This is a genomic window from Streptomyces sp. NPDC046887, from assembly GCF_040644755.1.
Taxonomy (GTDB): Bacteria; Actinomycetota; Actinomycetes; order Streptomycetales; family Streptomycetaceae; genus Streptomyces; species Streptomyces lichenis.
The window spans coordinates 1-25,667 of sequence record NZ_JBEYXH010000047.1; the positions used below are offsets into that span (position 1 = coordinate 1).

General features: G+C 72.9%; 24 protein-coding genes and 1 rRNA gene. 18 read left to right on the forward strand and 7 right to left on the reverse strand.

Annotation, left to right across the window (positions count from 1 at the left end):
* Positions 1-92: ribosomal RNA gene (gene rrf / locus ABZ945_RS29655) — 5S ribosomal RNA — on the forward strand; the annotation flags it as partial.
* 51 nt (positions 93-143) lie between these two features.
* Here the strand turns inward: rrf and ABZ945_RS29660 are convergent.
* Positions 144-902 carry an alpha/beta fold hydrolase gene (locus ABZ945_RS29660; RefSeq protein ID WP_361275739.1) on the reverse strand — a complete coding sequence of 253 codons (759 nt, stop codon included), beginning with the start codon at positions 900-902 and terminating at the stop codon, positions 144-146.
* Between the two features lie 59 nt (positions 903-961).
* Here ABZ945_RS29660 and ABZ945_RS29665 point away from each other — a divergent pair, with 59 nt between their 5' ends.
* From ABZ945_RS29665 to ABZ945_RS29700, 8 genes are all read left to right on the forward strand, one after another.
* Positions 962-1,609 carry an HAD family hydrolase gene (locus tag ABZ945_RS29665; RefSeq protein ID WP_361275741.1) on the forward strand — a complete coding sequence of 216 codons (648 nt, stop codon included), beginning with the start codon at positions 962-964 and terminating at the stop codon, positions 1,607-1,609.
* Positions 1,610-1,660: 51 nt separating this feature from the next.
* Positions 1,661-2,842 (forward strand): MFS transporter, encoded by a 1,182-nt coding sequence (locus ABZ945_RS29670; RefSeq protein ID WP_361275744.1) that lies wholly within the window; start codon positions 1,661-1,663, stop codon positions 2,840-2,842.
* Positions 2,811-3,986 (forward strand): acetoin utilization protein AcuC, encoded by a 1,176-nt coding sequence (locus ABZ945_RS29675; protein WP_361275861.1) that lies wholly within the window; start codon positions 2,811-2,813, stop codon positions 3,984-3,986. The genes ABZ945_RS29670 and ABZ945_RS29675 overlap by 32 nt, the downstream gene beginning before the upstream one ends.
* A gap of 89 nt (positions 3,987-4,075) precedes the next feature.
* A complete protein-coding gene (locus tag ABZ945_RS29680; RefSeq protein WP_361275746.1) occupies positions 4,076-4,891 on the forward strand; it encodes a phosphatase in 816 nt (271 codons plus the stop codon).
* Positions 4,892-5,020: 129 nt separating this feature from the next.
* A complete protein-coding gene (locus tag ABZ945_RS29685) occupies positions 5,021-5,233 on the forward strand; it encodes a helix-turn-helix domain-containing protein (protein ID WP_105870973.1) in 213 nt (70 codons plus the stop codon).
* A gap of 156 nt (positions 5,234-5,389) precedes the next feature.
* Positions 5,390-5,488, forward strand: coding sequence for an AURKAIP1/COX24 domain-containing protein (locus tag ABZ945_RS29690; RefSeq protein WP_003948845.1), 99 nt, complete (start codon positions 5,390-5,392; stop codon positions 5,486-5,488).
* Positions 5,489-5,667: 179 nt separating this feature from the next.
* Entirely contained in the window at positions 5,668-6,762 is a 1,095-nt protein-coding gene (locus ABZ945_RS29695) for an NAD-dependent epimerase/dehydratase family protein (protein ID WP_361275749.1), read from the forward strand.
* A 16-nt stretch (positions 6,763-6,778) separates the two neighbouring features.
* Positions 6,779-7,840, forward strand: a complete 1,062-nt coding sequence (locus ABZ945_RS29700; RefSeq protein WP_361275752.1) for a 1-acyl-sn-glycerol-3-phosphate acyltransferase — start codon at positions 6,779-6,781, stop codon at positions 7,838-7,840.
* A 96-nt stretch (positions 7,841-7,936) separates the two neighbouring features.
* On the opposite strand, the gene ABZ945_RS29705 is transcribed toward ABZ945_RS29700, so the two are convergent.
* The 3 genes from ABZ945_RS29705 to ABZ945_RS29715 form a co-directional block, all read right to left on the reverse strand.
* Positions 7,937-9,196 (reverse strand): DUF5667 domain-containing protein, encoded by a 1,260-nt coding sequence (locus tag ABZ945_RS29705; RefSeq protein ID WP_361275754.1) that lies wholly within the window; start codon positions 9,194-9,196, stop codon positions 7,937-7,939.
* A gap of 238 nt (positions 9,197-9,434) precedes the next feature.
* Complete coding sequence (locus ABZ945_RS29710; protein WP_361275757.1) at positions 9,435-10,214, reverse strand: ECF subfamily RNA polymerase sigma factor, BldN family; 780 nt, start codon at positions 10,212-10,214, stop codon at positions 9,435-9,437.
* Between the two features lie 361 nt (positions 10,215-10,575).
* A complete protein-coding gene (locus ABZ945_RS29715) occupies positions 10,576-11,508 on the reverse strand; it encodes an HAD-IB family hydrolase (RefSeq protein ID WP_361275760.1) in 933 nt (310 codons plus the stop codon).
* Between the two features lie 159 nt (positions 11,509-11,667).
* On the opposite strand from ABZ945_RS29715, the gene ABZ945_RS29720 reads away from it, so the two are divergent.
* The 6 genes from ABZ945_RS29720 to hemB all read left to right on the forward strand — a co-directional run bounded on the left by ABZ945_RS29720 (position 11,668) and on the right by hemB (position 18,483).
* Positions 11,668-11,958, forward strand: coding sequence for a glutaredoxin family protein (locus ABZ945_RS29720; protein WP_361275762.1), 291 nt, complete (start codon positions 11,668-11,670; stop codon positions 11,956-11,958).
* Positions 11,959-12,430: 472 nt separating this feature from the next.
* Complete coding sequence (locus ABZ945_RS29725; protein ID WP_361275765.1) at positions 12,431-13,240, forward strand: redox-sensing transcriptional repressor Rex; 810 nt, start codon at positions 12,431-12,433, stop codon at positions 13,238-13,240.
* The gene (locus ABZ945_RS29730) at positions 13,237-14,586 is read left to right on the forward strand and encodes a glutamyl-tRNA reductase (RefSeq protein WP_361275767.1); all 1,350 of its coding nucleotides are present in this window, start codon (positions 13,237-13,239) and stop codon (positions 14,584-14,586) included. Before ABZ945_RS29725 ends, ABZ945_RS29730 begins: the two co-directional genes overlap by 4 nt.
* Positions 14,587-14,588: 2 nt before the next feature.
* Positions 14,589-15,548 (forward strand): hydroxymethylbilane synthase, encoded by a 960-nt coding sequence (gene hemC / locus ABZ945_RS29735; protein WP_361275770.1) that lies wholly within the window; start codon positions 14,589-14,591, stop codon positions 15,546-15,548.
* Positions 15,545-17,212, forward strand: coding sequence for a uroporphyrinogen-III synthase (locus ABZ945_RS29740; RefSeq protein WP_361275773.1), 1,668 nt, complete (start codon positions 15,545-15,547; stop codon positions 17,210-17,212). The genes hemC and ABZ945_RS29740 overlap by 4 nt, the downstream gene beginning before the upstream one ends.
* Before the next feature lie 266 nt (positions 17,213-17,478).
* On the forward strand, positions 17,479-18,483 hold the full coding sequence (hemB, locus tag ABZ945_RS29745) for a porphobilinogen synthase (protein ID WP_361275775.1): 1,005 nt from the start codon (positions 17,479-17,481) through the stop codon (positions 18,481-18,483).
* A 27-nt stretch (positions 18,484-18,510) separates the two neighbouring features.
* Here hemB and ABZ945_RS29750 read toward each other — a convergent pair whose 3' ends face one another.
* Positions 18,511-19,350, reverse strand: coding sequence for an NAD(P)-binding domain-containing protein (locus ABZ945_RS29750; RefSeq protein WP_361275778.1), 840 nt, complete (start codon positions 19,348-19,350; stop codon positions 18,511-18,513).
* Positions 19,351-19,485: 135 nt separating this feature from the next.
* Here ABZ945_RS29750 and ABZ945_RS29755 point away from each other — a divergent pair, with 135 nt between their 5' ends.
* The gene (locus tag ABZ945_RS29755) at positions 19,486-19,785 is read left to right on the forward strand and encodes a helix-turn-helix domain-containing protein (RefSeq protein ID WP_361275864.1); all 300 of its coding nucleotides are present in this window, start codon (positions 19,486-19,488) and stop codon (positions 19,783-19,785) included.
* A 184-nt stretch (positions 19,786-19,969) separates the two neighbouring features.
* Positions 19,970-20,116, forward strand: a complete 147-nt coding sequence (locus tag ABZ945_RS29760) for a hypothetical protein (RefSeq protein WP_361275780.1) — start codon at positions 19,970-19,972, stop codon at positions 20,114-20,116.
* A gap of 70 nt (positions 20,117-20,186) precedes the next feature.
* Here the strand turns inward: ABZ945_RS29760 and ABZ945_RS29765 are convergent, their stop codons facing one another.
* A complete protein-coding gene (locus ABZ945_RS29765) occupies positions 20,187-21,656 on the reverse strand; it encodes a S41 family peptidase (protein WP_361275782.1) in 1,470 nt (489 codons plus the stop codon).
* A 226-nt stretch (positions 21,657-21,882) separates the two neighbouring features.
* Complete coding sequence (argS, locus tag ABZ945_RS29770; RefSeq protein ID WP_361275784.1) at positions 21,883-23,655, reverse strand: arginine--tRNA ligase; 1,773 nt, start codon at positions 23,653-23,655, stop codon at positions 21,883-21,885.
* Positions 23,656-23,847: 192 nt separating this feature from the next.
* Here argS and lysS point away from each other — a divergent pair, with 192 nt between their 5' ends.
* Positions 23,848-25,611: a lysine--tRNA ligase gene (gene lysS / locus ABZ945_RS29775; protein WP_361275787.1), complete on the forward strand. Its 1,764-nt coding sequence runs from the start codon at positions 23,848-23,850 to the stop codon at positions 25,609-25,611.
* The last annotated feature ends 56 nt before the right edge of the window (positions 25,612-25,667 follow it).

Here is a 25,667-nt window from a genome sequence, read left to right on the forward strand (position 1 = left end):
CGCCCGGTTACATTTCGAACCCGGAAGCTAAGCCTTTCAGCGCCGATGGTACTGCAGGGGGGACCCTGTGGGAGAGTAGGACACCGCCGAACAATCTTTGAAATCAGGCCCCGGACGGGTTATCGTCCGGGGCCTGATGTGTTTTAGGGCCCCATGCTGTGCTTGTGCAGGAACACCTCGAACCGTTCGGCGAAGCCTGGTGCTGCTGCCACGAAGTGACCGGCGCCCGGGTGCACACTGCGCTCGCCACCGAGCACTTCCGCGAGAGCGTCGCAGATCCGCTCGTGTGCGGCGGCATGGTCTCCCGACGCGACGAGCACCGGAATGCCGGCGTCCCGGATCACGTCGAGCCGCGGGTGGGCCTCGCTGGCCAGTCGGGCGCCGTGGGCCCGCCGAACCCCGGCGGCCACGCCCTCGGGGAGCGGGCCGTCGCCGATGGAGGCGCCCGCGAGACGAAGGAACTCGCGCAGCTCGGCCAGGTCCGTGTCCATACCGTGGGTGAGGACGGCGTCGCCGATGTGTGCGAGCCGTGCCACCTCGGGATCGCCGGGGACGAGGTAGGTGAGCGGCGGCTCGATCAAGGTGAGTGAGCGCACGCTGTCCGGCGCGGCGGCGGCTGCCATCAACGTCCCCAGAACGCCGTAGGAGTGGGCGACGACGTGCGGGCGGCAGCTGTTGAGCAGAGGTGCCAGGTCCACGGCGTCCACCTCGAAGTCCTGACGCTCCCGCGGTGGCGGGCTCGGCGGATAGCCACGGCGGTGGACGTATGCCAGCGTCCATCGATCGGCCAGCGGAGCGAGAGCGCCCCAGGTGGTCCGTGGCCCGGCACCGCCGTGCACCAGCAGGACCTCCGGCCCGCGGCCGTCGCGCACCACCACGATCCTGTCCAAGACCCCGTCCATGAGGCGAGCGTAGCGGCGCACGACGAGGCGCCGCACGGGGTCGCCATAGGGTGGCCGGTATGCGCTATGACCTGGTTGTCTTCGACAATGACGGTGTGCTGGTGGACAGTGAGCCGTTGTCCAACACGCTCCTCGCGGCCTATCTGACCGAGCTGGGGCACCCCACCACGTACGAGGACTCCATACGCGACTTCATGGGGTCCGCCATGCACCGCATCCACGACCTGGTGCTGGAGCGCACCGGGCGGCGGCTGCCGGAGGACTTCGACGACACCTTTCACGCCCGGGTCTTCGCCGCCTTCGAGCGGGAGTTGCAGCCAGTGCCGGGGGTGGTGGACGTGTTGGGGAAGCTGAAGCGCGAAGGGGTGCCGTACTGCGTGGCATCCTCGGGGAGCCATGGGCGCATCCGGGTGGGGCACCGGGCGACCGGGCTGGACCGGTGGTTCGCCGAGGGCACCGTCTTCAGCGCGGAGGACGTGGGGCGGGGGAAGCCGGCTCCGGATCTCTTCCTGTACGCGGCCGAGCGGATGGGGGTGGCCCCGGAGCGGTGTGCGGTGGTGGAGGACAGCCCGCTCGGCGTCCAGGCCGCGCATGCCGCCGGGATGGAGGTGTTCGCGTTCACGGCGATGACCCCGGCGGAGCGACTGCCGGGCGCGGAGGGCTACTTCGGGGACATGGGGGAGCTGGGGAAGCTGCTGGCTGGCTGATGCCGCCGGAGGCTCCCCGGCGAGGGGTGGGGCGGCCTACGCTGTCCCGCCATGGACACGACGGTGTTGCGGCGCGGGCGGGGCGCGTTGGGGCTGGCGTTCTGGGTGCAGGGGGTGGCGTTCGCGCTGCTGGTGACCCGTATCCCCGCCGTACAGCAGCGGTATGGGATCTCGGACGGGCTGCTGCCGGTCTTCCTCGCCGCGGTGCCGGTGCTGGCCGGGGTGGGGAGCGTGGCCGCCGGGTGGGCGGTGGAGCGGCGGGCGGCGGAGCCGGGGGCGGTGCTGCGGTGGTCGCAGCCGGTGGTGCTGCTCGCCCTGGCCGGTGTGGCGGTGGGAGACCGGCTCTGGCAGGCGGCCGTCGCGCTCGGGGTGTTCGGGCTGGCGGTGGGCGCGCTGGACGCGTCCATGAACATGCTGGGCGTCGGCCTCCAGCGGGCGTACGGGCGCTCCATCATGCTCGGCTTCCACGCGGCGTACAGCCTGGGCGGGATCGTGGGGGCCTCGCTGGCGTACTGGGCGGCTCGGGAGGGTGTGTCGCTGGTGGGTTCCTATCTGCCGGTGGTGGGGGTGCTGCTGCCGACGGCGTTGGTGGGGAGCCGGTGGTATGTGCGGGGTGGGGGGACGGAGACGAGGGAGGGAAAGAGCGGCGGGGGGCGGTCGGGGCGGGTGCTGCTGCCGTTGTGCCTGGTGATGGCCGTCGCGTATATCGGGGACTCGACCGTGTCGAACTGGAGCGCCGCGTATCTGCACGATGTGCTGGGCGGCTCCGAGGCGTTGGCGACCGTGCCGTACAACGCCTATATGGTGACGACCCTGTTGGGGCGGGGGGTGGGGGACTGGGCGGTGCGGAGGCTGGGGGCTGTGGCGGTGGTGCGGGGTGGGGCGGTGCTGGCCGCACTCGGGTTCGCGGTGGTGGCCGGGGCGCCGGGGCCGTGGACGGGAGTGGCCGGATTCACGGTGCTGGGCCTGGGGCTGAGCGTGCTGGTGCCGCAGGTGTTCGCGGCGGCCCGGGGGGACGCGGAGGTGGCCCGGGTGAACGTCTTCAACTATGTGGGCTTCCTGGTGGGGGCGCCTTTGGTGGGCGCGCTGGGGGAGGTGTGGAGCCACCGGGGGGCGATGCTGGTGCCGATGGTGCTGGTACTGGCGGGGGCAGGGTACGCCCGCGCGTTCGGTGCGGCGGGTGACCGATACGGTGGCGGTCATGAGCGGCCGCGCACTGTTGATGTGGGATGACGCAGTAACCGGGTACGACTTCGGGCCGAGCCACCCGATGGACCCGGTCCGGCTCGCACTGACCATGGGGTTGGTGCGAGCCTACGAGCTGGACCGGAAGGTGGATGTGGTGGCCGCGAAGCCGGCCGGGGAGTCCACCCTGCGGCTGGTGCACCGGGCCGACTATGTGGCGGCGGTGCGGGCGGCCTCGGCCGATCCGGGCTCGGCGGACCAGGACTACGGGCTGGGCACGCTGGACGATCCGGCGTTCGCCGGGATGCACGAGGCCTCGGCGCTGATCGCCGGGCAGTCGGTGGGCGCGGCCGAGGTGGTCTGGCGGGGCGAGGCCGCGCACGCGGTGAACTTCGCGGGCGGGCTGCACCACGCCATGCCCGGCTCGGCGGCCGGTTTCTGCGTCTACAACGACGCTTCGCTGGCGATCGCCCGGCTGCTGGAGCTGGGCGCGGAGCGGGTGGCGTACGTGGATGTGGACGTGCACCACGGAGACGGGGTGCAGGCGGCGTTCTGGGAGGACCCTCGGGTGCTGACCGTCTCGCTGCACGAGCATCCGCGCACCCTGTTCCCGGGCACCGGCTGGCCGGAGGAGACCGGTGCGGCGGGCGCGGCCGAGGGCGGCGCGGTGAACGTGGCGCTGCCGGCGGGCACCGGGGACGAGGGCTGGGTGCGGGCGTTCCACGCGGTGGTGCCGGAGCTGCTGGCGGACTTCCGCCCCCAGGTGCTGGTCACCCAGCACGGGGCGGACACCCACTTCGAGGACCCGCTGGCGCATCTGGCGGTGTCGCTGGACGCCCAGCGGGCGGTGCAGAGCGCCTGCCACGAGCTGGCGCACGCCTACGCGGACGGCCGCTGGGTGGCGCTGGGCGGCGGCGGTTACGCGGTGGTGGACGTCGTACCGCGCTCCTGGACGCATCTGGTGGGCATCGCGGCGCACGCCGAGGTGGCGCCGGAGTCGGTGATCCCGTCCTCCTGGCGGGACGAGGTGTACGCGCGGACCCGGCAGTTGGGGCCGGGGCGGATGACGGACGGGCGGTGGCCGGTGCAGTGGCGGCCCTGGGAGGACGGCTACGACCCGGCGGACCGGCTGGACCAGGCGGTGCTGGCCGCCCGCCGTTCGGCGTTCCCGCTGCGGGGCCTGCTGCCCTGAGCGCCGGTGCCGTGGGTGTTCGTCGCTCGACCGGGGGATGTGCGGCGGATCCCCCGGTCCGGCGGCCCGAACCGGGGGAGCATCGCGGGGTGCTGACCACCGAGGAGTTACGGGCGTATCTGCCGGCGGCCGGGCTGGCCGGGCGGGTGTCCGCCACCCGGGCCGGATGCCTGCGCAGCTACCGGCTGTTCGCGGACCGGGACCCCCGGGTGACGCTGGGGCTGGTGCCGGCCGGGCGGTGGGACCAGGGAGACGTGCTGCGGCTGATGGCCGAGCGGTGCGGGGTGTCGGCCGACCCGGCGTACCGGGAGGGGCCGGAGACCATCGACCCGGAGCGTACGCTCGCCGCGCTGGAGGCGTTCGCGGTACGGCTGCGGCAGGCGGCCGAGCGGCGGGAGGCGGTGCTGTTCGGCACCGGACATCCGCACCGATTGCTCCCTTTCTACGGCGCACTCGCAGACGCTTTGTCGGCGGCGGGCTGTCCCGTCCTCACCCCGGCGCAGGGGAGATGTGTCGACATAACGACCCGGTTCGGCGTACGCACGCACACTCTCGACTACGTACGAGGGGTCGCGCTGGTAAGGGTCGCGGGCGAGGAGCGGGCGCGGGGCGCACCCGGGGCGCACAGCCACTCGCCGCTGCCGGTGCGGGCCGTGCTGGAAGCGGCGGCGGACGCCGGGGGCCGGCTGCCGGAGTTGGTCGTGGGGGACCACGGCTGGGTCTGCGGGGCTGGTCAGCTGGGCATTGCCGCGATCGGGCCGGCCGACGCGGACGATCCGGCCGTGTTCGTGGCGGAGGCCGAGGGGCGGGTGGCGGTCGCGGTGCCGCTCGACGACGGCCTGCCGTCCGCCGCGTACCGGCCACTGGCCCGCCGGATACTCCAACAGGCGGGCCTCGCACGGTAAACGGACGATGGCTGCTCCTCTTCCCCACTCGTATCACCCGCCCCTAATCTGGTGAGTGAGCGCACCGCGACGAAGAGTCACCGGAAGGGGAAGCCGGTGGGCGGCGCGGGCGGAAGGTGCAGGTGGGTCATGGCTGCTGCTGGTGAGAGGCCTCTCAACGAGGTCAAGTTCCTGACCGTGGCGGAGGTCGCCTCGGTGATGCGTGTGTCGAAGATGACCGTGTACCGCTTGGTGCACAGCGGTCATCTGCCGGCGATCCGGGTGGGCAGGTCCTTCCGGGTCCCGGAGCAGGCGGTGCACGAGTACCTCCGCGACTCCTTCGTGGGGGTGGAGAGCGCGTAGCCGCCGGGGTTCCACGGCCCGTCCGGTGACGGGCGGCCCGGGGTTCCACGGCCCCTCGGATTACGAGCGTGACGCTCGGGCGGGTACGCTAGGCCGACGTAGGTCGTGTGGGCCCAGACGCCCCGCACCGAGTAAGAGAAGTGAGCGAGGGTAGTCGTGGGCTCTGTTATCAAGAAGCGGCGCAAGCGGATGGCCAAGAAGAAGCACCGCAAGCTGCTCAAGCGCACCCGTGTGCAGCGTCGCAACAAGAAGTAAGCGTCGCGCGCGCGTCATCGCGGCCCTTCCACCCGAGCGGTGGGAGGGCCGCGCTGCTTTTTCCGGGCCCGCTGCTGTTTCCGGCCCTGTCGCCGTCGGCGGAGTGCGGCGGTCGTCACAGGTGGCCGGTCACCCGCTACGGTGGCGCTGGGGCGAGGACCGAACGGAAGGCGCTGATCGTGGGGAAGGCCGTACTCGTCACGGGAGTGGCCCGGCAGCTCGGCGGCCGGTTCGTCCGCCGCATCCAGCGCGACCCGGACGTGGACCGGGTCATCGCGGTGGACGCCGAGGCCCCCGGACACGATTTGGGCGAGGCGCTGTTCGTCCGCGCCGACATCCGGCAGCCGACGATAGGGCGGCTGCTCGCCGAGTACGACGTGGACACCGTCGTCCATCTGGACGTCACCGGCACCCCGCTGGGCACCGGCGGCCGTACGGCGGTCAAGGAGACCAATGTCATCGGCACCATGCAGCTGCTCGGTGCCTGCCAGAAGTCGCCCTCGGTGCAGCGGCTGGTGGTGAAGTCCACTACCAGCGTCTACGGCTCCGCCCCGCGCGACCCGGCCGTCTTCACCGAGGCCACGCCGCCGAAGTCGCTGCCCGGCGGCGGCTTCGCCAAGGACGCCGCCGAGGTCGAGGGGTATGTCCGGGGCTTCGCCCGGCGGCGGCCCGACGTGGCGGTCTGCGTCCTGCGGTTCGCCAACATCCTGGGGCCCGCCGCGGACACCCCGTTCGCCGAGTACCTCTCCCTGCCGGTGCTGCCGACGGTGTTCGGCTACGACCCCCGGCTCCAGTTCGTCCACGAGGACGATGTGATCGACGTGCTGCGGATCGCCTCCCGCGAGCCGCGCCGGGCCACCCTCAACAGCGGCACCTTCAATATCGCCGGGGACGGGGTGCTCACCCTCTCGCAGTGCTCCCGGCGGCTGGGGCGGCCCACGGTGCCGGTGCTGCTGCCCGCGGTCCGCTGGGTCGGCAGTGCCCTGCGTACCGTCGGGGCCACGGACTTCTCCACCGAGCAGATCCGGCTGCTGACGCACGGTCGGGTGGTCAGTACGGTGCAGATGCGGGAGACGCTCGGGTTCGAGCCCGCGTACACGACCGCGGAGGCCTTCGCGGACTTCGCGCGCAGCCGGGGCCGGGGGCTGCTGCCGCCGGCCGTCCTGGGCCGGGCGGTCGACCGGATCGCCGACCGGGTCGGCGCGGACCCGGGGCCGGGGCCGGGACGGGGAGCGGGCGGCACGGGGGCCACGACCACGCACAGCGGCGGATGAGGGAGCGCGATTCACGATGGCGGACGCCAAGGTCATTCCGTTCGACGAGGACCGGCCGCGCCCCGGCGGGCAGCGCTCGGCGCGCCGCCGCGGCGGTCCGGGGCCCGCGCGGCGGCCCGCCGGGGAGCCGGCGGAGCACCCCGCGCCGGTCAGCGCGCTGCCCGGGGCGGAGGCCGCCGGCCCTGGTGCCGACCCCGATGCCGCCTCCGGTGCCGCGTCGGAGCCGCCCGCCGTCGCGGGGGAGTGGGAGCGCCGGATCGCGGGCGGGCTGGCCTTTCTGCGGCGGCGGATCACCGGCGAGTACGAGGTGGACGAGTTCGGCTACGACGAGGAGCTGACCGACCAGGTCCTGATGTCGCTGCTGCGCCCGCTCTACGACCAGTACTTCCGGGTCGAGGTCAAGGGCATCGAGAACATCCCGGCCGAGGGCGGGGCGCTGGTGGTGGCCAACCACTCCGGCACCCTGCCGCTGGACGGGCTGATGCTCCAGGTCGCGGTGCACGACAACCATCCGGCCGGGCGCCATCTGCGGCTGCTCGCGGCGGACCTGGTGTTCATGCTGCCGGTCGTCAACGAGCTGGCCCGCAAGGCCGGGCACACCCTGGCCTGCGCGGAGGACGCGGAGCGGCTGTTGCAGCGCGGCGAGGTCGTCGGGGTGATGCCGGAGGGCTTCAAGGGCATCGGCAAGCCCTTCGGGGAGCGGTACAAGCTCCAGCGCTTCGGCCGGGGCGGCTTCGTCTCCACGGCGCTGCGGGCGGGGGTGCCGATCGTGCCGTGCTCGATCGTCGGGGCGGAGGAGATCTACCCGATGGTGGGCAACGCCCGCACCCTGGCGCGGCTGCTGGGCTTCCCGTACTTCCCGCTCACCCCGACCTTCCCCTGGCTCGGCCCGCTGGGGCTGCTGCCGCTGCCGACGAAGTGGACGATCCAGTTCGGGGAGCCGATCCCCACGGACGGGTTCTCGCCGGAGGCGGCGGAGGATCCGATGCTGATGTTCAACCTCACCGACCAGGTGCGGGAGCAGATTCAGCACACCCTGTACAAGCTGCTGGTGCAGCGGCGGTCGGTGTTCTTCTAAGACCTGAGACCTGAGACCTGGTGTGCTGTACGGCGATGGGCCCCCTTCCGTACGAGGAAGGGGGCCCATGGTCGTGCTCTGCGCGTCGCCGGGGGCTCAGCGCTCCTCGTCCTGCTCGAAGCCCAGGCCGGGGATGATCCCGGGCAGCAGCGGGGGGATGGTGATGTCCGGTGCCGGGTCGACGGGGTCCCGGCCGCCGGTGCCACCGCCTCCGTCGCCGCCGTTGCCGGACGGGGGCGGGGTGTCCCGGTCGGGTTGGAGGATGCCGCCGGGGGCGTTGCCGAGCAGGCCGTCGTCCTCGGTGGGGCGGGAGCCGGTGGGGCCGGGCTTGCCGGGAGAGCTCGGGGAGCCTCCGGTGGGCCGGGCCTCCGGGGTGGTCGGGGACTGCTGGTCGGGGCGCTCGGTGCTGCCGGGAGCGTCCTGGGTGGCGCTGCTCGGCGGGCGGCTGGAGGTGCGGCCGCCGGTGGAGCCGCGCTGCGGGGGCTGGGGGAGCTTGGCCTGGAGCGGCTGGACGTCCTCGTCCATGGCGGCGAAGACGTCGCTGACCTGGTTGCCCACGTCGGTGAGCTGGACCGGGAGGCGGTCGCGCAGGCCGTTCCAGGTGTCGCGGTGGCTGCGGGTGAAGGAGCTGAGCGTGGCCATCGGGGCGATGGCGCCGTCCCGCTCGTAGGCGAGGCGGAGCAGCCGGTGGCCCTCGGCGGCGTCGTGCTGCATCCCGCTGAGCGCTCGTCTGATCTCGCCCAGGGACTCGTGGTCCAGGGCACCGGCGCGGTCCCGCTCCAGCAGGCGTCTCGCCTCGCTGAGCCGGGTGGAGGCCTGGTCGAGGTAGATCTCGCCGCGGTCGGCGTCGCCGTCCGCCATGCCGAGCTTGAGGTCCTCCATGCCGCGCTTCAGCCCGTAGAGCGAGTCACCGGGGAGGGCGTCGGAGCTGGCAGCGGCCACTCCGCTGAACGCCCCGGCCGCCACACCGACGGTGAGCCCGCCGGCGGCCAGGCCCTTGGACCAGCGGGAGCGGGGGCGCAACCTCCGCAGCCCGGTGGCGCGATGGGCGCCCCGCGCGCCGCGGGCCCGCTGCGGGGGCACCGTAGGGCCCGCGGACGCGCCGCCCTCGGCGAACATGGCCTCCATGGCGGCGACCAACTGTGCTCGCTGCACCACCTTCACTTCCGGGTCCAGCTCCGGCTTCGGCAGCTCGCCGAGCCCGCTCGCCAGGGCCAGCAGCCGACCCTGCCCGGTCGGCTCGGGGGACGGCTCGGCGGTCGGTTCGGCCGGGGTCCCGGACGGCGTGGCCGACTGCTCTTCCAGGGCCTGGGCGAAGGCGTTCGCCCGCCGGTGCGCCGATACGTTCGCGATCACTGGCGGCACCTCCTCTCGTCATGACGGTCGACTCCCCGGGGGGTCCGGAGGGTTGCACACCTTGAGTCCGTCCACACGAACGAGTGAAGGACGGCGCTCAGGGGGCGACCACAGGGAGCCTGCATCCCGCACAACGAGCGTCGCGGCACTTGGGTTACGCACGGAGGATGATCGGACCAGCGCGTCATCGAGGCGTCACCGAGGGTGAGTTGGGGTCGAGGGCGGGCGTACGGCGTCGTCAGCGGGCGTCTTCGGGCAGCAGCCGGGCCAGGGTGCGTACCGCGCGGTACTGGAGGGTCTTGATCGCGCCCTCGTTCTTGCCCATCACCCGGGCGGTCTCGGCGACCGACAGGCCCTGGAGGAACCGGAGCGTCACACACTCCTGCTGCTGCGGGTTGAGCTTGCGCACCGCCTCCAGCAGGGCGGCGTTGGAGAGCGACTCCAGCACCGAGTCCTCGGGGCTGCGCTCCACCTCGTTGGCGTCCAGCATCTCGCCGGTGGTCACTTCCAGTCGGAACCTGCTCGACTTGAAGTGGTCCGCGACCAGGTTGCGCGCGATGGTGACCAGCCAGGCGCCGAAGTCGCGACCCTGCCAGGTGAAGGTGGAGATCCGGCGCAGCGCGCGCAGAAAGGTCTCGCTGGTGAGGTCCTCGGCGGTCGCCTTGCCGCCGACGCGGTAGTAGATGTACCGGTACACGGTGTCGCTGTACTGGTCGTAGAGGCGCCCGAAGGCGTCGGCCTCGCCGGCCTGGGCGCGCTCCACCAGGTCCATCATCCGGGCGCTGTCGCTGTCCGCGGTGGGGCGGCGGGCGGTGGCCTGGGCGCCCGTACCGCCGCGCCCGGCGCGTCTGGCCACGGCGGGACCACCGTCGGCGAGCGCGTAGCAGGGGCCGGCGAGCGCGGGTGCGGCGAGGGCGGGGACGGCGTACGCGGTGGGGACGAGTCCGCGCAGGTGGCCGAGGACCGTCGCGCGGAGCGTAGCCAGGCCCGAGGCGTCAACCCCGACGTGTGGGTACACGGGACTCCCAGTGGCAGAGCTTCCATCACATGCGGTACGCCAACCATTCACCCGTCGTAGCGACGCGCTGTGTTGCCGTATGCGTTTGAGGAGAATAACGCTTAGTGCAGGGAGCGCTACACCGAGTTGCGCAAATCATTGATTCAGTCGTCTTTGTGGCGTCTTCGCGACGGAATCGGTCGCACTTGCCGATCGGCTATTGATCGGATGGTGGCGAAATCTGGCCGAGTCGGCGATCTGTTGTGCCCGAGTGGCCGGGGTGTGTCTGGCCGCGGCGGTACCGGGGTAGGAAGGTGGTTTGGGGTGCGGCGGGGTTGCGTCCGCGCGCCCCGGCCAGCCTCGCGGGGGCTTTCGCGCGGGCTCAGCGGCGGCGGCGGTGCAGGGCGACCGCGGCGGCGGTGCCGCCGGCCAGGGCGCCGACGCCCGCGGCGGCCGGGATGCCGACCTTGGCCGCCTTGCGGCCGGTGCGGTAGTCGCGCAGCCGCCACTCCAGGGACCGGGCGTGCTTGCGCAGCTTGGTGTCGGGGTTGATCGCGTAGGGGTGGCCGACCAGCGAGAGCATCGGGATGTCGTTGTGCGAGTCGCTGTAGGCGGCGCAGCGGTCCAGGTCCAGGCCCTCGGCGCCGGCCAGCGCCCGTACCGCCTCGGCCTTGGCGGGGCCGTGCAGCGGCTCGCCGACCAGCTTGCCGGTGTAGACGCCGTCCACCGACTCGGCCACGGTGCCGAGCGCCCCGGTCAGTCCGAGCCGGCGGGCGATGATGGTGGCCGTCTCCACCGGGGCCGCGGTGACCAGCCACACCTTCTGCCCGGCGTCCAGATGGGCCTGGGCCAGCGCGCGGGTGCCGGGCCAGATGCGGTCGGCCAGGTACTCGTCGTAGATCTCCTCTCCGATGCTCATCAGCTCGGAGACCCGGTGCCCCTTGACGATGGAGAGCGCGCTGTCGCGGGCGTCCTGCATGTGCTCGGGGTCCTCGACGCCGGCCAGCCGGAACCAGGCCTGCTGCCAGGCGAACCGGGCCAGCTCGCGGCGCTGGAAGAAGTTCCGCTTGTACAGCCCGCGCCCGAAGTGGAAGATCGCGGCGCCCTGCATCACGGTGTTGTCGAGGTCGAAGAAGGCGGCGGCTTGGACGTCGCCCTGGACCGGGAACTCCGGCTCCGTGGCGACGGTGCCTCGTTCCAGGGTCTCCAGCGCTGCGGAGGTCTTGCGGGCGGCCTCGGCCGACGCCTCGCCCGCCAGCACGCTCCGCGCCGTGGCGGGGCGCCGGTGTCGCGTGAGCCATCCCAGTGCGGCCATGCCGTGAGCATAGCCACTGTGTTCGGCCGTGCCCGACTTGTGGGGATGCCATGGTGTGAACAGCGGGCGGCGGGCGGGTGGCGGAGATCGTCCCGGGCGGGCCGGGAGGAGGGCGCCGGGGCGGTCGGCGAGGGGTGGCCGGAGCGGGAGAATGGGCGCATGTTCGGACGGGCGAATAAGGCGAAGAAGAAGAGGGACGGGGCGGCGGCCGGGCCCCGGACGGTGACCCTGATCGGGAAGCCGGGCTGCCATCTGTGCGAGGAGGCGCGGACGGTGGTGGCGGCGGTGTGCGAGGAGGCCCGCGCGGTGTGGGAAGAGAGGGACATCACCCGCGACGAGGAGCTGCACCGGGCCTACTGGGAGCAGATCCCGGTGGTGCTGGTCGACGGCGAGCAGCACACCTTCTGGAAGGTCGACCCGGAGCGGCTGCGCCGGGCGCTGGAAGCCTGAGGGCGTACCTGGGCCATCGCTGGGCTTCGCCGCCGTGGGCCGGTCGCGGGCCGGTGGCCGTGGGTCCCGTGGGCCGGTGGCCGTGGGCCCTGCGCGGGCCGGTGGGCGTGGCCGGAAGTCGACGTCCGGGTGCGTCCGGAGCGGCGGTGGCGCGGGGTGTGCTCCGGTGTGCAAAGGAGCGCCCAGGGGGCGGCGATGACTGGGAAAGGCCGGTACCATGGGTACGTTTTGTTGCGTTTCGGGGGCGGGGTACCAAGGAGTGTGTACGGCTTTGCCCTCATCGGCGCCCCAACGGGCCGGCTCGGACGACGGTTCCGGGATGGCGCGATCGGTGTGCGTGAGCCCGGTCACTTTGCGCGGACAAATCGGACACCATCTTTGTGCACGCGTTCACAAAGACATAGCCTGCTGTCGACGGGGCGGTCCTGGGACACACGGCCGCCCACAGCCCAGCTCATCCCGCAGGAGCACCGTGGCAACTGGCCGAACTCACCGACCGGCGACCCGCAGCCGAGGCATCCCCGAGGCCACCGTCGCCAGGCTCCCGCTGTATCTGCGGGCGCTGACCGCGCTGTCGGAGCGCTCCGTGCCGACGGTCTCCTCCGAGGAGCTCGCCGCGGCGGCGGGGGTCAACTCCGCCAAGCTGCGCAAGGACTTCAGCTACCTCGGTTCGTACGGGACGCGCGGGGTGGGTTACGACGTCGAGTACCTCGTCTACCAGATCTCCCGTGAGCTCGGGCTCACCCAGGACTGGCCGATCGTCATGGTCGGCATCGGAAACCTGGGCGCCGCCCTCGCCAACTACGGGGGCTTCGCCTCCCGCGGCTTCCGGGTCGCCGCGCTGATCGACGCCGACCCCGCGATGGTCGGCAAGCCGGTCGCCGGGATCGCCGTGCAGTTCATCGACGACCTTGAGCGGATCATCGACGAGAACGGCGTCTCCATCGGCGTCATCGCCACCCCCGCCGGGGCGGCCCAGCAGGTCTGCGACCGGCTGGTCGCGGCCGGGGTGACCTCCATCCTCAACTTCGCGCCCACCGTGCTGTCCGTCCCGGACGGCGTGGACGTGCGCAAGGTGGACCTCTCCATCGAGCTGCAGATCCTCGCCTTCCACGAGCAGCGCAAGGCCGGCGAGGACAACGGCGCCCCGGCCCCGACGGCCGCCGCCCCGGTGGCGCCCCCGGTCGCCGCCCGTACCGCCGACCCGGCGGCCACGGCGAACACTCCGGGCGACGGCCGGAACGGACCTGACGGGGACATGCCCGCCGTGATGCCGGCATGAGCCTCCTCGTCGTCGGCCTCAGCCACCGCAGCGCTCCGGTGAGCGTGCTGGAGCGGGCCGCGCTCGACCCCGACGCGCAGAACAAGCTGCTCCAGGACACCCTGGCCGCCGAGCCGGCCGCCGAGGGCGCCGTCCTCGCCACCTGCAACCGGATCGAGCTCTACGCCGACGTGGACAAGTTCCACGCCGGTGTCGCCGAGCTGTCCACGCTGCTCGCCCAGCACAGCGGCGTCGGCCTGGAGGAGCTCACCCCCTACCTCTACGTCCACTACGAGGACCGGGCCGTCCACCATCTGTTCTCGGTGGCCTGCGGACTGGACTCGATGGTCGTCGGCGAGGGCCAGATCCTCGGCCAGATCAAGGACGCGCTCGCCCGCGGCCAGGAGCTGCACACCGCCGGACGGCTGCTGAACGACCTGTTCCAGCAGGCGCTGCGGGTCGGCAAGCGCGCCCACAGCGAGACCGGCATCGACCGGGCCGGTCAGTCCCTGGTCACCTTCGGCCTGGAGCAGCTGGCGGCCGGGCCCGAGGTCGAGCGGTGGGCACACGGCAAGCGCGCCCTGGTCATCGGCGCCGGTTCGATGTCCTCGCTGGCCGCCGCGACCCTCGCCCGGGCCGGGGTCGCCGAGGTCGTGATCGCCAACCGGACCGCCGAGCGCGCCGCCCGGCTCGTACAGATCCTCACCGAGCCCGGGGGCACCGGGGTCGCCGCCCGCGCGGTCGCCATGGGCGACGCGCCCGCCGAGCTGACCCGCGCCGATGTCGTCGTCTCCTGTACCGGGGCGACCGGACTGGTCCTCAAGGCCGCCGACATCGAGGCCGCCGCCCAGGGCCGGGGACCGGGCGCCGCCCCGCTGGCGCTGCTCGACCTCGCGATGCCCCGCGACATCGACGCCGCCGCCCACCGGCTGCCCGGTGTGCGCCTGGTGGACATCGAGTCGCTGGCCGAGGCCGCCGCGGACGCCCCGATGGCCGCCGACGTCGACCGGGTGCGCGCCATCGTCGGCGCCGAGGTCGCCACCTTCGGCGCCGCCCAGCGCGCCGCCCACATCACGCCCACCGTCGTCGCGCTGCGCACCATGGCCGCCGACGTGGTCGCCTCCGAGATGGCCCGGCTGGAGGGGCGGTTGCCCGGCCTCGCCGACAAGGAGCGCGCCGAGATCACCCAGACCGTGCGCCGCGTCGTGGACAAGCTGCTCCACGCGCCGACGGTACGGGTCAAGCAGCTGGCCGGGGAGCCCGGCGGCGCCGGATACGCCGACGCGCTGCGCACACTCTTCGACCTCGACCCGGAGACGGTCGCCGCCGTCAGCCGGGCCGACGTGAACGACCCGAATCGAGGGTGAGAATGACCGACAGGGCATTGAGGCTGGGGACCAGGCGGAGCAAGCTCGCCATGGCCCAGTCCGGGCATGTCGCCGAGGCTGTACGGCAGCTGACCGGCCGCCCCGTGGAGCTGGTGGAGATCACCACCTTCGGCGACACCTCCCGCGAGCACCTGGCGCAGATCGGCGGCACCGGTGTCTTCGTCACCGCGCTGCGGGACGCGCTGCTGGCCGGCGAGGTGGACTTCGCCGTCCACTCGCTGAAGGACCTGCCGACCGCGCAGCCCGAGGAACTGGCGCTGGCCGCCGTACCGAAGCGCGAGGACCCGCGGGACGTGCTGGTCGCCCGGGACGGACTGACCTTCGAGCGGCTGCCGGCCGGCGCCCGCGTCGGCACCGGCTCGCCGCGGCGGATGGCGCAGCTCAACGCGTACGCCCGCAGCCACGGCATGGAGATCGCCTGCGTGCCGATCCGCGGGAACATCGACACCCGCGTCGGCTACGTGCGCAACGGGGAACTGGACGCGGTCGTGCTGGCCGCGGCCGGGCTCAACCGGATCGGGCGCGGCGGTGAGGTCAGCGACTTCCTCGCCGTCGACACCGTCCTGCCCGCCCCCGGCCAGGGGGCCCTGGCGGTCGAGTGCCCGGCGGTCAACGCCGAGCTCACCGCCGCGCTCGGCGCGCTCGACGACCCGCACACCCGGGCCGCCGTGACCGCCGAGCGGTCCCTGCTCGCCGCTCTGGAAGCCGGCTGCTCCGCCCCCGTCGGGGCGCTGGCCGACCTCCTGACCGACGGACAGGATGTTCATCAGATGCGCCTGCGCGGCGTCGTCGGTACCACCGACGGCTCGGCGCTGGTGCAGTTGTCCACCACCGGTCCCGTACCCGCGTCGCACCACGACGCCGTCGCCCTCGGCCGCGAACTCGCGGCCGAGATGCTGGCCAAGGGTGCGGCCGGTCTTATGGGGGAGCGAGCACTTTGAGCCCCACCACTGCATCCCAGGTTTCCTCGGCGTTCTCCGCGTGCGGACACGTCACCTTCCTCGGCGCCGGACCCGGTGATCCCGGTCTGCTGACGCTGCGCGCCGTGGAGGCGCTGGCCGGCGCGGACGTGCTGATCGCCGAGCCGGAGGTGCTCGACGTCGTCCGCGGCCATGCCCGCGCGGGCGTGAGCACGCCCGAGCTGACGGTCGTTGACGAGGCGTCAATGAGCGCCGGTGTCCCCGTGTTGAGGGATGCGGCCAATCTTGTCATGGAGGCCGCGCGGGGCGGCAAGCGGGTCGTCCGTGCGGTGAGCGGCGACCCGGGGCTCGACGGCGGCTCCGGCGCCGAGATGCTCGCCTGCGCCGCCGAGGGCATCCCCTTCGAGGTGGTGCCCGGGGTCGCGACCGCGGTCGGGGTGCCCGCCTACGCCGGGGTGCCGCTGCGCGACGCCGAGGGCGCCGATGTGCGCTTCGTCGACGCGGCCACCGCCAGTGACCGCTGCTGGGCCGAGGCCGGGGCCTCGGACTGCACGGTCGTCGTCTCCTCGGCGCTCGACTCGGTGGCCGCGGCCGCCGGTGAGCTGGTGTCGGCGGGCCGTAAGCCCGACACCCCGATGACGGTGACCATCGCCGGCACCACCACCCGCCAGCGCACCTGGTCGGCGACGCTGGGCTCGGTGGCCCAGGTGCTGAAGCAGGCCAAGGTGCTGCCCTCGCCGGAGGGCCACCGTCCGGTGATAGCCGTGGTCGGCGAGGCCGGCGCCGCCGCGCAGCGCGACCGGCTCGCCTGGTTCGAGTCCAAGCCGCTGTTCGGCTGGCAGGTCCTGGTGCCGCGCACCAAGGAGCAGGCCGCCTCGCTCTCCGACCAGCTGCGCTCCTACGGGGCGGTGCCCAGCGAGGTGCCGACCATCGCCGTGGAGCCGCCGCGCACCCCGCAGCAGATGGAGCGGGCGGTCAAGGGCCTGGTCACCGGCCGCTACGAGTGGATCGCCTTCACCTCGGTCAACGCGGTCAAGGCGGTGCGGGAGAAGTTCGAGGAGTACGGGCTGGACGCCCGCGCCTTCGCCGGGATCAAGGTCGCCGCGGTCGGCGAGCAGACCGCCAGGTCGCTGATCGAGTTCGGCGTCAAGCCGGACCTGGTGCCCAGCGGCGAGCAGTCCGCGGCCGGGCTGCTGGAGGACTGGCCGCCCTACGACCCGGTCTTCGACCCGATCGACCGCGTCTTCCTGCCGCGCGCCGACATCGCCACCGAGACCCTGGTGGCCGGGCTGATCGAGCTGGGCTGGGAGGTGGACGACGTCACCGCCTACCGGACGGTGCGCGCCTCGCCGCCGCCGGCCGAGACCCGGGAGGCGATCAAGGGCGGCGGCTTCGACGCGGTGCTCTTCACCTCCTCGTCCACCGTGCGGAACCTGGTCGGCATCGCCGGCAAGCCGCACAACGTGACGGTGATCGCCTGCATCGGCCCGGCCACCGCGAAGACCGCGGAGGAGCACGGGCTGCGGGTGGACGTGCTCTCGCCGGAGCCGTCGGTGCACAAGCTGGCGGAGGCCCTGGCCGAGTTCGGCGAGCGCCGCCGGGCCGCCGCGCTGGAGGCCGGCGACCCGGTCACCCGCCCCAGCGAGCGCCGGGCCGGCGCCCGCCGGCGCCGGACGACCACCTAGGCACGTGTGCGGAGGCCCGGCCCGGAGCGGTTGCTCCCGGGCCGGGCCTCCGGCGTACCCGGGGATGGATGGGGGTGTACGGGGGTGGGCGGCCCGGCGCGGCGGACGGGGCCGGGCCCTCGGCGGCCCGGGGCGGGTGCAGGGTGGGCTCTAGGCGTGCGCGGGGTGTGCCGGCCCGGGCCCTCGGCGTGCGCGCCGCGGCGGCCCGGGGCGGGCCGACGGGGTGTCGGCAATCGGGTGGTCCGGGCGGGCGTAGCGTGACGGGTATGACTTCGTACGGTTCCTTTCCCGGCACCCGGCCCCGGCGACTGCGGACGACGCCCGTGATGCGGCGGATGGTCGCGGAGACCCGGCTGAGCCCGGCCGATCTGATCCTGCCCGCCTTCGTCCGCGAGGGCATCGGCGAGCCGGTGCCGATCTCCGCCATGCCCGGCGTCGTCCAGCACACCCGGGACACCCTGCGGAAGGCCGCCGTGGAGGCGGTGTCCGCGGGCGTCTCCGGGATCATGCTGTTCGGCGTGCCGGAGGACGCCAAGAAGGACGCCGCCGGCACCGCCGGCACCGACCCCGAGGGCATCCTCCAGCAGGCCCTGCGCGATGTCCGTGCCGAGGTCGGCGACGACCTGGTGGTCATGTCCGACCTCTGCCTGGACGAGTACACCGACCACGGCCACTGCGGGGTGCTGGACGCCGAGGGCCGGGTGGACAACGACGCCACCCTGGAGCGGTACGCCGAGATGGCCCAGGTCCAGGCCGACGCCGGGGCCCATGTGGTGGGCCCCAGCGGGATGATGGACGGCCAGATCGGGGTGATCCGGGACGCCCTGGACACCATCGGCAAGGAGGACGTGGCGATCCTCGCGTACACCGTGAAGTACTCCTCGGCCTTCTTCGGCCCGTTCCGGGAGGCGGTCGGCTCCTCGCTGCGCGGCGACCGCAAGACCTACCAGCAGGACCCGGCGAACGCCCGGGAGTCGCTGCGGGAACTGGCGCTGGACCTCGAAGAGGGCGCCGACATGGTGATGGTGAAGCCCGCCGGCCCCTACCTGGACATCCTGGCGAAGGTCGCCGACGCGGTGGACGTGCCGGTGGCCGCGTACCAGATCAGCGGCGAGTACGCGATGGTCGAGGCGGCCGCCGAGAAGGGCTGGATCGACCGGGACGCCGCCATCCTGGAGACGCTCACCGGCATCCGCCGGGCCGGCGCCAAGATGATCCTCACCTACTGGGCCACCGAGGCCGCGCAGCGGCTGGGCGGCGCCCGCGGCTGAGCGCCTTCTCCTTTTGTGCCGCGGTGCTCAGTCCTCGGCGAGCAGCAGCTCGTCGGTCGGCCGGCCGGTCTCCAGGGCGCGGGACATCAAGGCGTAGTAGGGCGTCAGCAGCTCCGAGCTCACCCGCTGCTCCTCGGCGGTGCGCAGCAGCACCTCCGTGCTCGCCACCTGCATGGCGAGGCTGGACCCCTCGTCGTCCGGGGTGCCGCCGGACTCCTGGACCAGCCCGGCCATGGCTGTCAGCCAGGGGCCGAGCAACCCGGCGAAGACCGCCGGGTCCAGGCCGTCCCGGCGGACCAGCGCGAACGCCTGGGCCGCGCCGGCGAACATCCCGTACATCCCGGTGAGCAGGGCCACGTCGGTCAGCGCGGCGTGGCCCGGGTCGTCCCCGGCCCAGACGGTGCCCGCGAGCGCCGCCAGTACCGCCTGGTGGGTGTCGAACAGCGCCCGGTCGCCGCTGTAGAGGATGTACGCGCCGGAGCCGGACCCGCCGATCATCGGCGGGGTGCCCATGATCCCGCCGTCCAGGAAGCGGGCGCCCCGCGCCGTGGCCCAGGCGGCCCGGGCGCGGGCCTCGCCCGGGGTGGAGGTGGTCAGGTTGACCAGGTCCTTGCCGGAGAGGTCGAGGTCGGTGAGGGTCTCGTCCAGGGAGTCCTCGTTCAGCAGGCAGAGCACCACCAGGTCGCTCGCCGCGATGGCCTCGGCGGGGGTGGCGGCGGTCTTGGCGCCGCGTGCGGCGAGCGGTGCGGCCTTGGCGGCGGTGCGGTTCCAGACGGTGAGCGGGTGCCCGGCGGAGAGCCAGGCCTCGGCGAGAGCAGTGCCCATGGCACCCAGGCCGAGCAGCGATACGGAGGTCGTTTCGGTCATACGGCTAGACTCGTCGGGCGGTTCGCGGTGATCAAGTACGCACCTTGAAGTGGGTGGTTACCCGCAGGTGAGGGTGCAGGTGGGGGGCGGGGCGTGCGCCGAACGGACGGGTTCCAGTGCGGGATCGACGCCGCGATGTACGTGGTCGGCGGCAAGTGGAAGGTGCTCGCGCTCTGGGTGCTGGAGGAGTACGGCGCCGTCCGGTTCGGTGAGCTGCGGCGCCAGTTGAAGGGCGTGAGCGAGAAGGTGCTCACCGCCCAGCTGCGGGAGATGGAAGCGGACGGGATCGTCCGGCGGACGGTCTACGACGAGGTGCCGCCGCGGGTGGAGTACGCGCTGACGCCGCGCGGTGTGCAGCTCAACGAGGCGCTGGCCCCGCTGGGCGAGTGGGGCCGCCACCAGGTGCTGGGAGCGGCGCCGACCACCAAGGAGTAGCCCGACCGGGGAGTAACCGGGGAGTAACCGGGGCGGGTGAGGGCCCAGGAGCCGCTGGGGCGCGTGTTGCGGAGGGCGCGCGCCGGGGCGTATGCCACCGCATCGCGGGACAACGGGGGTTTTCGGTGCGCGTATCCGGTCAGGCGGAATGGGACGGACGCGACGTACGGAAGGAAGAACGGCGATGGTGACCCTCGTACTGCTCATCCTGCCGCTGGTGGCGGCGGCCCTGCTCCTCCAGTTCCCGGAGGCCACCGCCAAGCACCGCTCGGTGGCTCTCCGGCTGCCCTCGCTGCGGTCGCCCGAGGGCCGGCACGCCCGCGGCCAGTAGCCCCCCGGTCAGTGGCCGGTAACAACCCCGGTCAGTGGCCAGTAGCAACCCCGGTCAGTAGCGGTGGAGGTCAGCCCCGCCCGCTCCGTATGTCCCGGTCACCCCGCAGGGCGGTGACGGCCCGGTCGAAGGCGGAGTCCTTGCGCTGGGCGAACTCCTCCTCGGTGAAGACGGGCTCCCGCAGCTGCGGGGGTATACCGGCACCGTCGAAGGTGCGCCCGGTGCGGGTGCGGAACACCTCGTTGGGCAGCCCGAAGGACCAGCCGTTGGGCAGTCTCCGTTCGAGGACGTCGGAGAAGACGCCCTGGGTGTGCTCCCCGATCCGCAGGACGCCGCCCGGCCGCTCCATCAGCGCCTGGACGAAGCCTTCCCCCGCGCTGAAGGTGGAGCCGCCGGCGAGGACGGCTATCGGGCCGGTGTAGACGGTGCCGGTCGCGGGCTTGACCGTGATGCGCTGGGCGGGAGAGAAGCGGTCCGGGTGGTCGGGGTCGTTGCGGGCCTGCTTGGCGTAGCCGACGTAGGGGCGGTCGGTGAGACGGGAGGCGAGCCGCAGGGCCAGCGCGTCCGAGCCGCCGCCGTTCACCCGTAAATCGATGATCAGGCCGTCCAGGCGGGCGGTGCGCTCGGGGGTGAGGAGGGCGTCCAGGGTGCGTTCCAGCTCGGCGGCGTTGGCCGCGAAGTCGTTCCGCTGGGTGTAGCCGGCGAAGCCGGAGATCCGTAGGTAGCCCAGGTGGGATGCGCTGTCCCGGCTGCTGACGGGTTGGCCGGTGGCGGGGAGGTCGGCGTAGGTGATGCGGCCTCGCGCGTAGCGGGTGAGGCTCCGGCCGCCGAGGCCGTGCTCCTCGACCAGGGCGATGGTCCGCTGGTCCAGCTCGGGGCCGGGCATGGTGGTGCCCGGGCGTATCCAGGCGTAGCCGTGTCCCGTGCCGTCGTCGAGCCGGACGTGCCCGTCGTGCAGGGGCTCGATCATCGCGCTGAGGAGGGCGGCGAGCTCGGCGTCGGTGGTGTCCCGGTGGACGCGGGGGCGGTAGCGGTCCCGTACCGCCTGCCAGTCGATGCCCTTGGCGGCGAAGAAGGGGTAGTTCTCCGCGAAGGTGGCCCAGAAGGTGTCGAAGACGGCCACCGGTCCACTCGGCGCGGGGCGGGTGCAGGCGCGCGGCAGGGCGGCGACGCGGCGCAGCCCGCGCTCCCCGGTGGAGCCGTCGATGCGCAGCGCGGCATGGCGGACGGGGCCCTTGTGCGGCCCCGGGCCAGGGGCGTGGAGGCGGTAGACGGTGTCGTTCTGCTCGCCGGTGTAGACGGCCCCGCCGCGCTCCCCGCCCTCGGTCCGCAGGGCGGTGGCGCCGGGCAGCCAGCCCGCGCGGCTGGTCTCGTACTCGGTGAGCCGCCCGCCCGCTATCCCGAGCACCGTGCCGTAACCGTCCATCCGCCAGACACCGTCCAGCGGGTGGACGACGACCCCGGCCCCTGGTCGGGGGGATGCATGGACCGGCCCGGCCGGGAGCAGGGCCGTGGTGAGGACGCCGACCAGCAGGGTCAAGGCCGCCGAGAGGCGGAGACGGGCGGGACGGTGGGGACGGTGGAGCGAGGGCAGCACGGTGGATGACCTCCGACGGACGCGGACGGACGGGTACCTGATGGGTACGTGATCATCCTGGCGCGCGCCGCCGGGCCGGAACATCCGGCTGCCCGGTGTATCCGACCGGGGGCTACCCCCAGGTCGGATACACCTCGGCTACACCGGAGCTACACCCGCTCAGAGCCGCTCAGAGCCGCTCGGGGGTGCGGATGCCGAGCAGTTCCATGCCCTGGTGGAGGGTGCGGCCGGTCAGCTCGCAGAGGAAGAGGCGGTTCTCCCTCTGCTCCGGGGTGTCCGCGCCGAGCACCGAGCACTGGGCGTAGAACGTCGTCAGATGCGAGGCGAGCTGGTAGAGGTACGCGGCCAGCTTGTGCGGCTCATAGGACTCGGCCACCTCCGCCAGGACCTCCGCGAACTGGTCCAGGTGCAGACCGAGGGCGCGCTCCGCGAGAGCCAGGGGGAGCTCCGGGTGGGCCACCGGGCGCGCCTCGCCCGCCTTGCGGAGGATGGACCGGATCCGGGCGTAGGCGTACTGGAGGTAGACGGAGGTGTCGCCGTTGAGCGAGACCATCTGGTCCAGGTCGAACTTGTAGTCCCGGGAGGCCGAGGTCGACAGGTCGGCATACTTGATCGCGCCGATGCCGACCTGTGCCGCCCGCTCGGCGACCTCGTCCTCGCTGAGGTCCTCGTTCTTCTCCCGGACCACCGCGGCCGCCCGCTCCACGGCCTCGTCCAGCAGGTCCACCAGCCGGACCGTCTCGCCCTCACGGGTCTTGAACGGCTTGCCGTCCTTGCCGAGCACCGTGCCGAAGGCCAGCTGCACGGCGTGCGTCCGCTCGTTCAGCCAGCCGGCCCGGCGGGCGGTCTCGAAGACCATCTTGAAGTGCAGCGACTGCCGGGCGTCCACCACGTACAGCAGGGTGTCCGCGCCCAGGTGGTGCACCCGGTCGCGGATCGCGGAGAGGTCGGTGGCCGCGTAGCCGTAGCCGCCGTTGGACTTGCGGACGATCAGCGGCACCGGGTTGCCGTCCGGGCCCTTGACGTCGTCGAAGAAGACGCAGAGCGCGCCCTCGGAGCGGACGGCGACGCCGGTCTCCTCCAGGATGCGGCAGGTCTCGTCCAGCATGTCGTTGTACCCGGACTCGCCGACCACGTCCGGGTCGGAGATCTCCATGTCCAGCTTGTCGAAGACCGAGTAGAAGTAGATCTTCGACTCGTCCACGAACCGCTGCCAGAGGGCCAGGGTCGGCTCGTCGCCGGACTGGAGGGCCACCACCCGGTCCCGGGAGCGGGCCTTGAACTCCTCGTCGGAGTCGAACAGCGCCCGGGAGGCCTTGTACAGCCGGTTGAGGTTGGACATCGCCTCCTCGCCGGAGACCTCCGCGCCGCCCTCGTGGTCCAGCTCGTGCGGGTGCTCGGTGAGGTACTGGATGAGCATGCCGAACTGGGTGCCCCAGTCGCCGATGTGGTGGCGCCGGACCACCTTCTCGCCGGTGAACTCCAGGATCCGCACCACCGCGTCGCCGATCACCGCCGAGCGGAGGTGGCCGACGTGCATCTCCTTGGCCACGTTCGGCTGGGCGTAGTCGATGACCGTGGTGCCCGGGGCGGGCGCCAGCGGCACACCGAGCCGGTCGTCGGCGGCCCGGGCCGCCAGCGTCCGGACGATGGCCTGGTCGGTGAGGGTGATGTTGAGGAAGCCGGGGCCGGAGACCTCGATGCCGCCGAAGAGCTCGCCCGCCCGGTCGCCGGCGGAGACCGCCTCGGTGACCTCGGCGGCCAGCTCGCGCGGGTTGCCCTTGAGCTTCTTGGCCAGCGCCAGGATGCCGTTGGCCTGGAAGTCGGCCCGGTCGCTACGTCGCAGCAGGGGGTCGGCGGACCCGGCCTCCGGCAGGGTGGCCGTGAGGGCGTCCGCGAGGCGCTGCTGGACGGTCGAAGCGAGGGAGGGCACCGAGGCCATGGCTTCCGTTCCTGTCGTGGTCGTCGTCGTGGCGGCCGCCGATGTGCGGGGCGCGGGGCCCCGGCGGCTGCGGCTGCCATTCTCCCATGCGGCGCAAACGCATTGTCTGGGACAATGGCCTCTCCCGGGGCGGGCGCCCTGTTCCGCGCCCCCGGGACCGACGACCAGCCAGCACCGAAGAGAAGCAAGGACGTGCCGATCGTGGCTCAGAGCAGCACCGAGACCGACTGGGTCTCCCGTTTCGCGGACGAGGTCATCGCCGAGTCGGAGCGACGTGCGCCTGGCAAACCGGTCGTCGTCGCCTCCGGGCTCTCCCCGTCCGGCCCGATCCACCTGGGCAACCTCCGCGAGGTGATGACCCCGCACCTGGTCGCCGACGAGATCCGCCGCCGGGGCCACGAGGTGCGCCATCTGATCTCCTGGGACGACTACGACCGGTACCGCAAGGTGCCGGACGGCGTCGCGGGCGTGGACAAGTCATGGGCCGAGCACATCGGCAAGCCGCTGACCTCGGTGCCGGCCCCGGCGGGCTCCCCGCACCCCAACTGGTCGGAGCACTTCAAGTCCGCGATGACCGCCTCGCTGGCGGAGCTGGGCGTGGAGTTCGACGGGATCAGCCAGACCGCCCAGTACACCTCCGGCGCGTACCGCGAGCAGATCCTGCACGCCATGCGCCACCGCGGCGGCATCGACGCGATCCTGGACCGGTACCGGACCAAGGACAAGGCCACCGGCCAGCCGAAGAAGCAGCAGGCCAAGCAGCAGCAGAAGCCGGTGGAGGAGGCGGAGCTGGAGGCCGCCGAGGGCTCCGGCGCGGCCGCCGAGGACGACGGCTCCGGCGGTGCGGGCGGCTACTACCCGTACAAGCCGTACTGCGGCGGCTGCGGCAAGGACCTCACCACGGTCACCGCGTACGACGACGAGACCACCGAGCTGACGTACTCCTGCGTCTGCGGCTTCACCGAGACCGTCAAGCTCAGCGAGTTCGACCGGGGCAAGCTGGTGTGGAAGGTCGACTGGCCGATGCGCTGGGCGTACGAGGGTGTGATCTTCGAGCCCAGCGGGGTGGACCACTCCTCGCCCGGCTCGTCCTTCGTGGTCGGCGGCCAGATCGTCCGCGAGATCTTCGACGGGGTGCAGCCCATCGGCCCGATGTACGCCTTCGTGGGCATCTCCGGCATGGCCAAGATGTCCTCCTCGCGGGGCGGGGTGCCCACCCCGGGCGACGCGCTGAAGATCATGGAGGCGCCGCTGCTGCGCTGGCTGTACGCGCGCCGCCGGCCGAACCAGTCGTTCAAGATCGCCTTCGACCAGGAGATCCAGCGGCTGTACGACGAGTGGGACAAGCTGGAGTCCAAGGTCGCTGACGGCTCGGTGCTGCCGGCCGACGCGGCCGCGCACTCTCGCGCGGTGCGCACCGCGGGCGGCGAGCTGCCGCGCACCCCGCGCCCGCTGCCGTACCGCACCCTCGCCTCGGTCGCCGACATCACCGGCGGCCAGGAGGAGCAGACCCTGCGCATCCTCAGCGAGCTGGACCCGTCCGACCCACTGACCTCGCTGGACGTGGTCCGCCCCCGGCTGGACCGGGCGGAGAGCTGGATCTCCACCCAGGTCCCCGCCGACCAGCGGACCGTGGTGCGCATCGAGCCGGACACCGAGCTGCTGGGCTCGCTGGACGAGCAGGGGCGCGAGTCGCTGCGGCTGCTGGTGGAGGGCCTGGACAGCCACTGGTCGCTGGACGGGCTGACCACCCTGGTCTACGGGGTGCCCAAGGTGATGGCCGGGCTCGACCCGGAGGCCAAGCCGACGCCGGAGCTGAAGGTCGCCCAGCGCACCTTCTTCGCCCTGCTCTACCGGCTGCTGGTCGGCCGGGACACCGGCCCGCGCCTGCCCACCCTGCTGCTCGCGGTCGGCGCCGACCGGGTCCGGACACTGCTGGCGACCGCCGCCGCCTGACCGGTACGCGGGCACATGACCCGGGGCCCCGCCGAATCGTCGGCGGGGCCCCGGGT

Bases quoted from the DNA above. Each gene is read 5' to 3' on its own strand.
- ABZ945_RS29660 (WP_361275739.1), bottom strand. From the start codon at position 902: ATGGACGGGGTCTTGGACAGGATCGTGGTGGTGCGCGACGGCCGCGGG.
- ABZ945_RS29665 (WP_361275741.1), top strand. From the start codon at position 962: ATGCGCTATGACCTGGTTGTCTTCGACAATGACGGTGTGCTGGTGGAC.
- ABZ945_RS29670 (WP_361275744.1), top strand. From the start codon at position 1,661: ATGGACACGACGGTGTTGCGGCGCGGGCGGGGCGCGTTGGGGCTGGCG.
- ABZ945_RS29675 (WP_361275861.1), top strand. From the start codon at position 2,811: ATGAGCGGCCGCGCACTGTTGATGTGGGATGACGCAGTAACCGGGTAC.
- ABZ945_RS29685 (WP_105870973.1), top strand. From the start codon at position 5,021: ATGGCTGCTGCTGGTGAGAGGCCTCTCAACGAGGTCAAGTTCCTGACC.
- ABZ945_RS29700 (WP_361275752.1), top strand. From the start codon at position 6,779: ATGGCGGACGCCAAGGTCATTCCGTTCGACGAGGACCGGCCGCGCCCC.
- ABZ945_RS29715 (WP_361275760.1), bottom strand. From the start codon at position 11,508: ATGGCCGCACTGGGATGGCTCACGCGACACCGGCGCCCCGCCACGGCG.
- ABZ945_RS29720 (WP_361275762.1), top strand. From the start codon at position 11,668: ATGTTCGGACGGGCGAATAAGGCGAAGAAGAAGAGGGACGGGGCGGCG.
- ABZ945_RS29730 (WP_361275767.1), top strand. From the start codon at position 13,237: ATGAGCCTCCTCGTCGTCGGCCTCAGCCACCGCAGCGCTCCGGTGAGC.
- hemC (WP_361275770.1), top strand. From the start codon at position 14,589: ATGACCGACAGGGCATTGAGGCTGGGGACCAGGCGGAGCAAGCTCGCC.
- hemB (WP_361275775.1), top strand. From the start codon at position 17,479: ATGACTTCGTACGGTTCCTTTCCCGGCACCCGGCCCCGGCGACTGCGG.
- ABZ945_RS29750 (WP_361275778.1), bottom strand. From the start codon at position 19,350: ATGACCGAAACGACCTCCGTATCGCTGCTCGGCCTGGGTGCCATGGGC.
- ABZ945_RS29755 (WP_361275864.1), top strand. From the start codon at position 19,486: ATGTACGTGGTCGGCGGCAAGTGGAAGGTGCTCGCGCTCTGGGTGCTG.
- ABZ945_RS29760 (WP_361275780.1), top strand. From the start codon at position 19,970: ATGGTGACCCTCGTACTGCTCATCCTGCCGCTGGTGGCGGCGGCCCTG.
- argS (WP_361275784.1), bottom strand. From the start codon at position 23,655: ATGGCCTCGGTGCCCTCCCTCGCTTCGACCGTCCAGCAGCGCCTCGCG.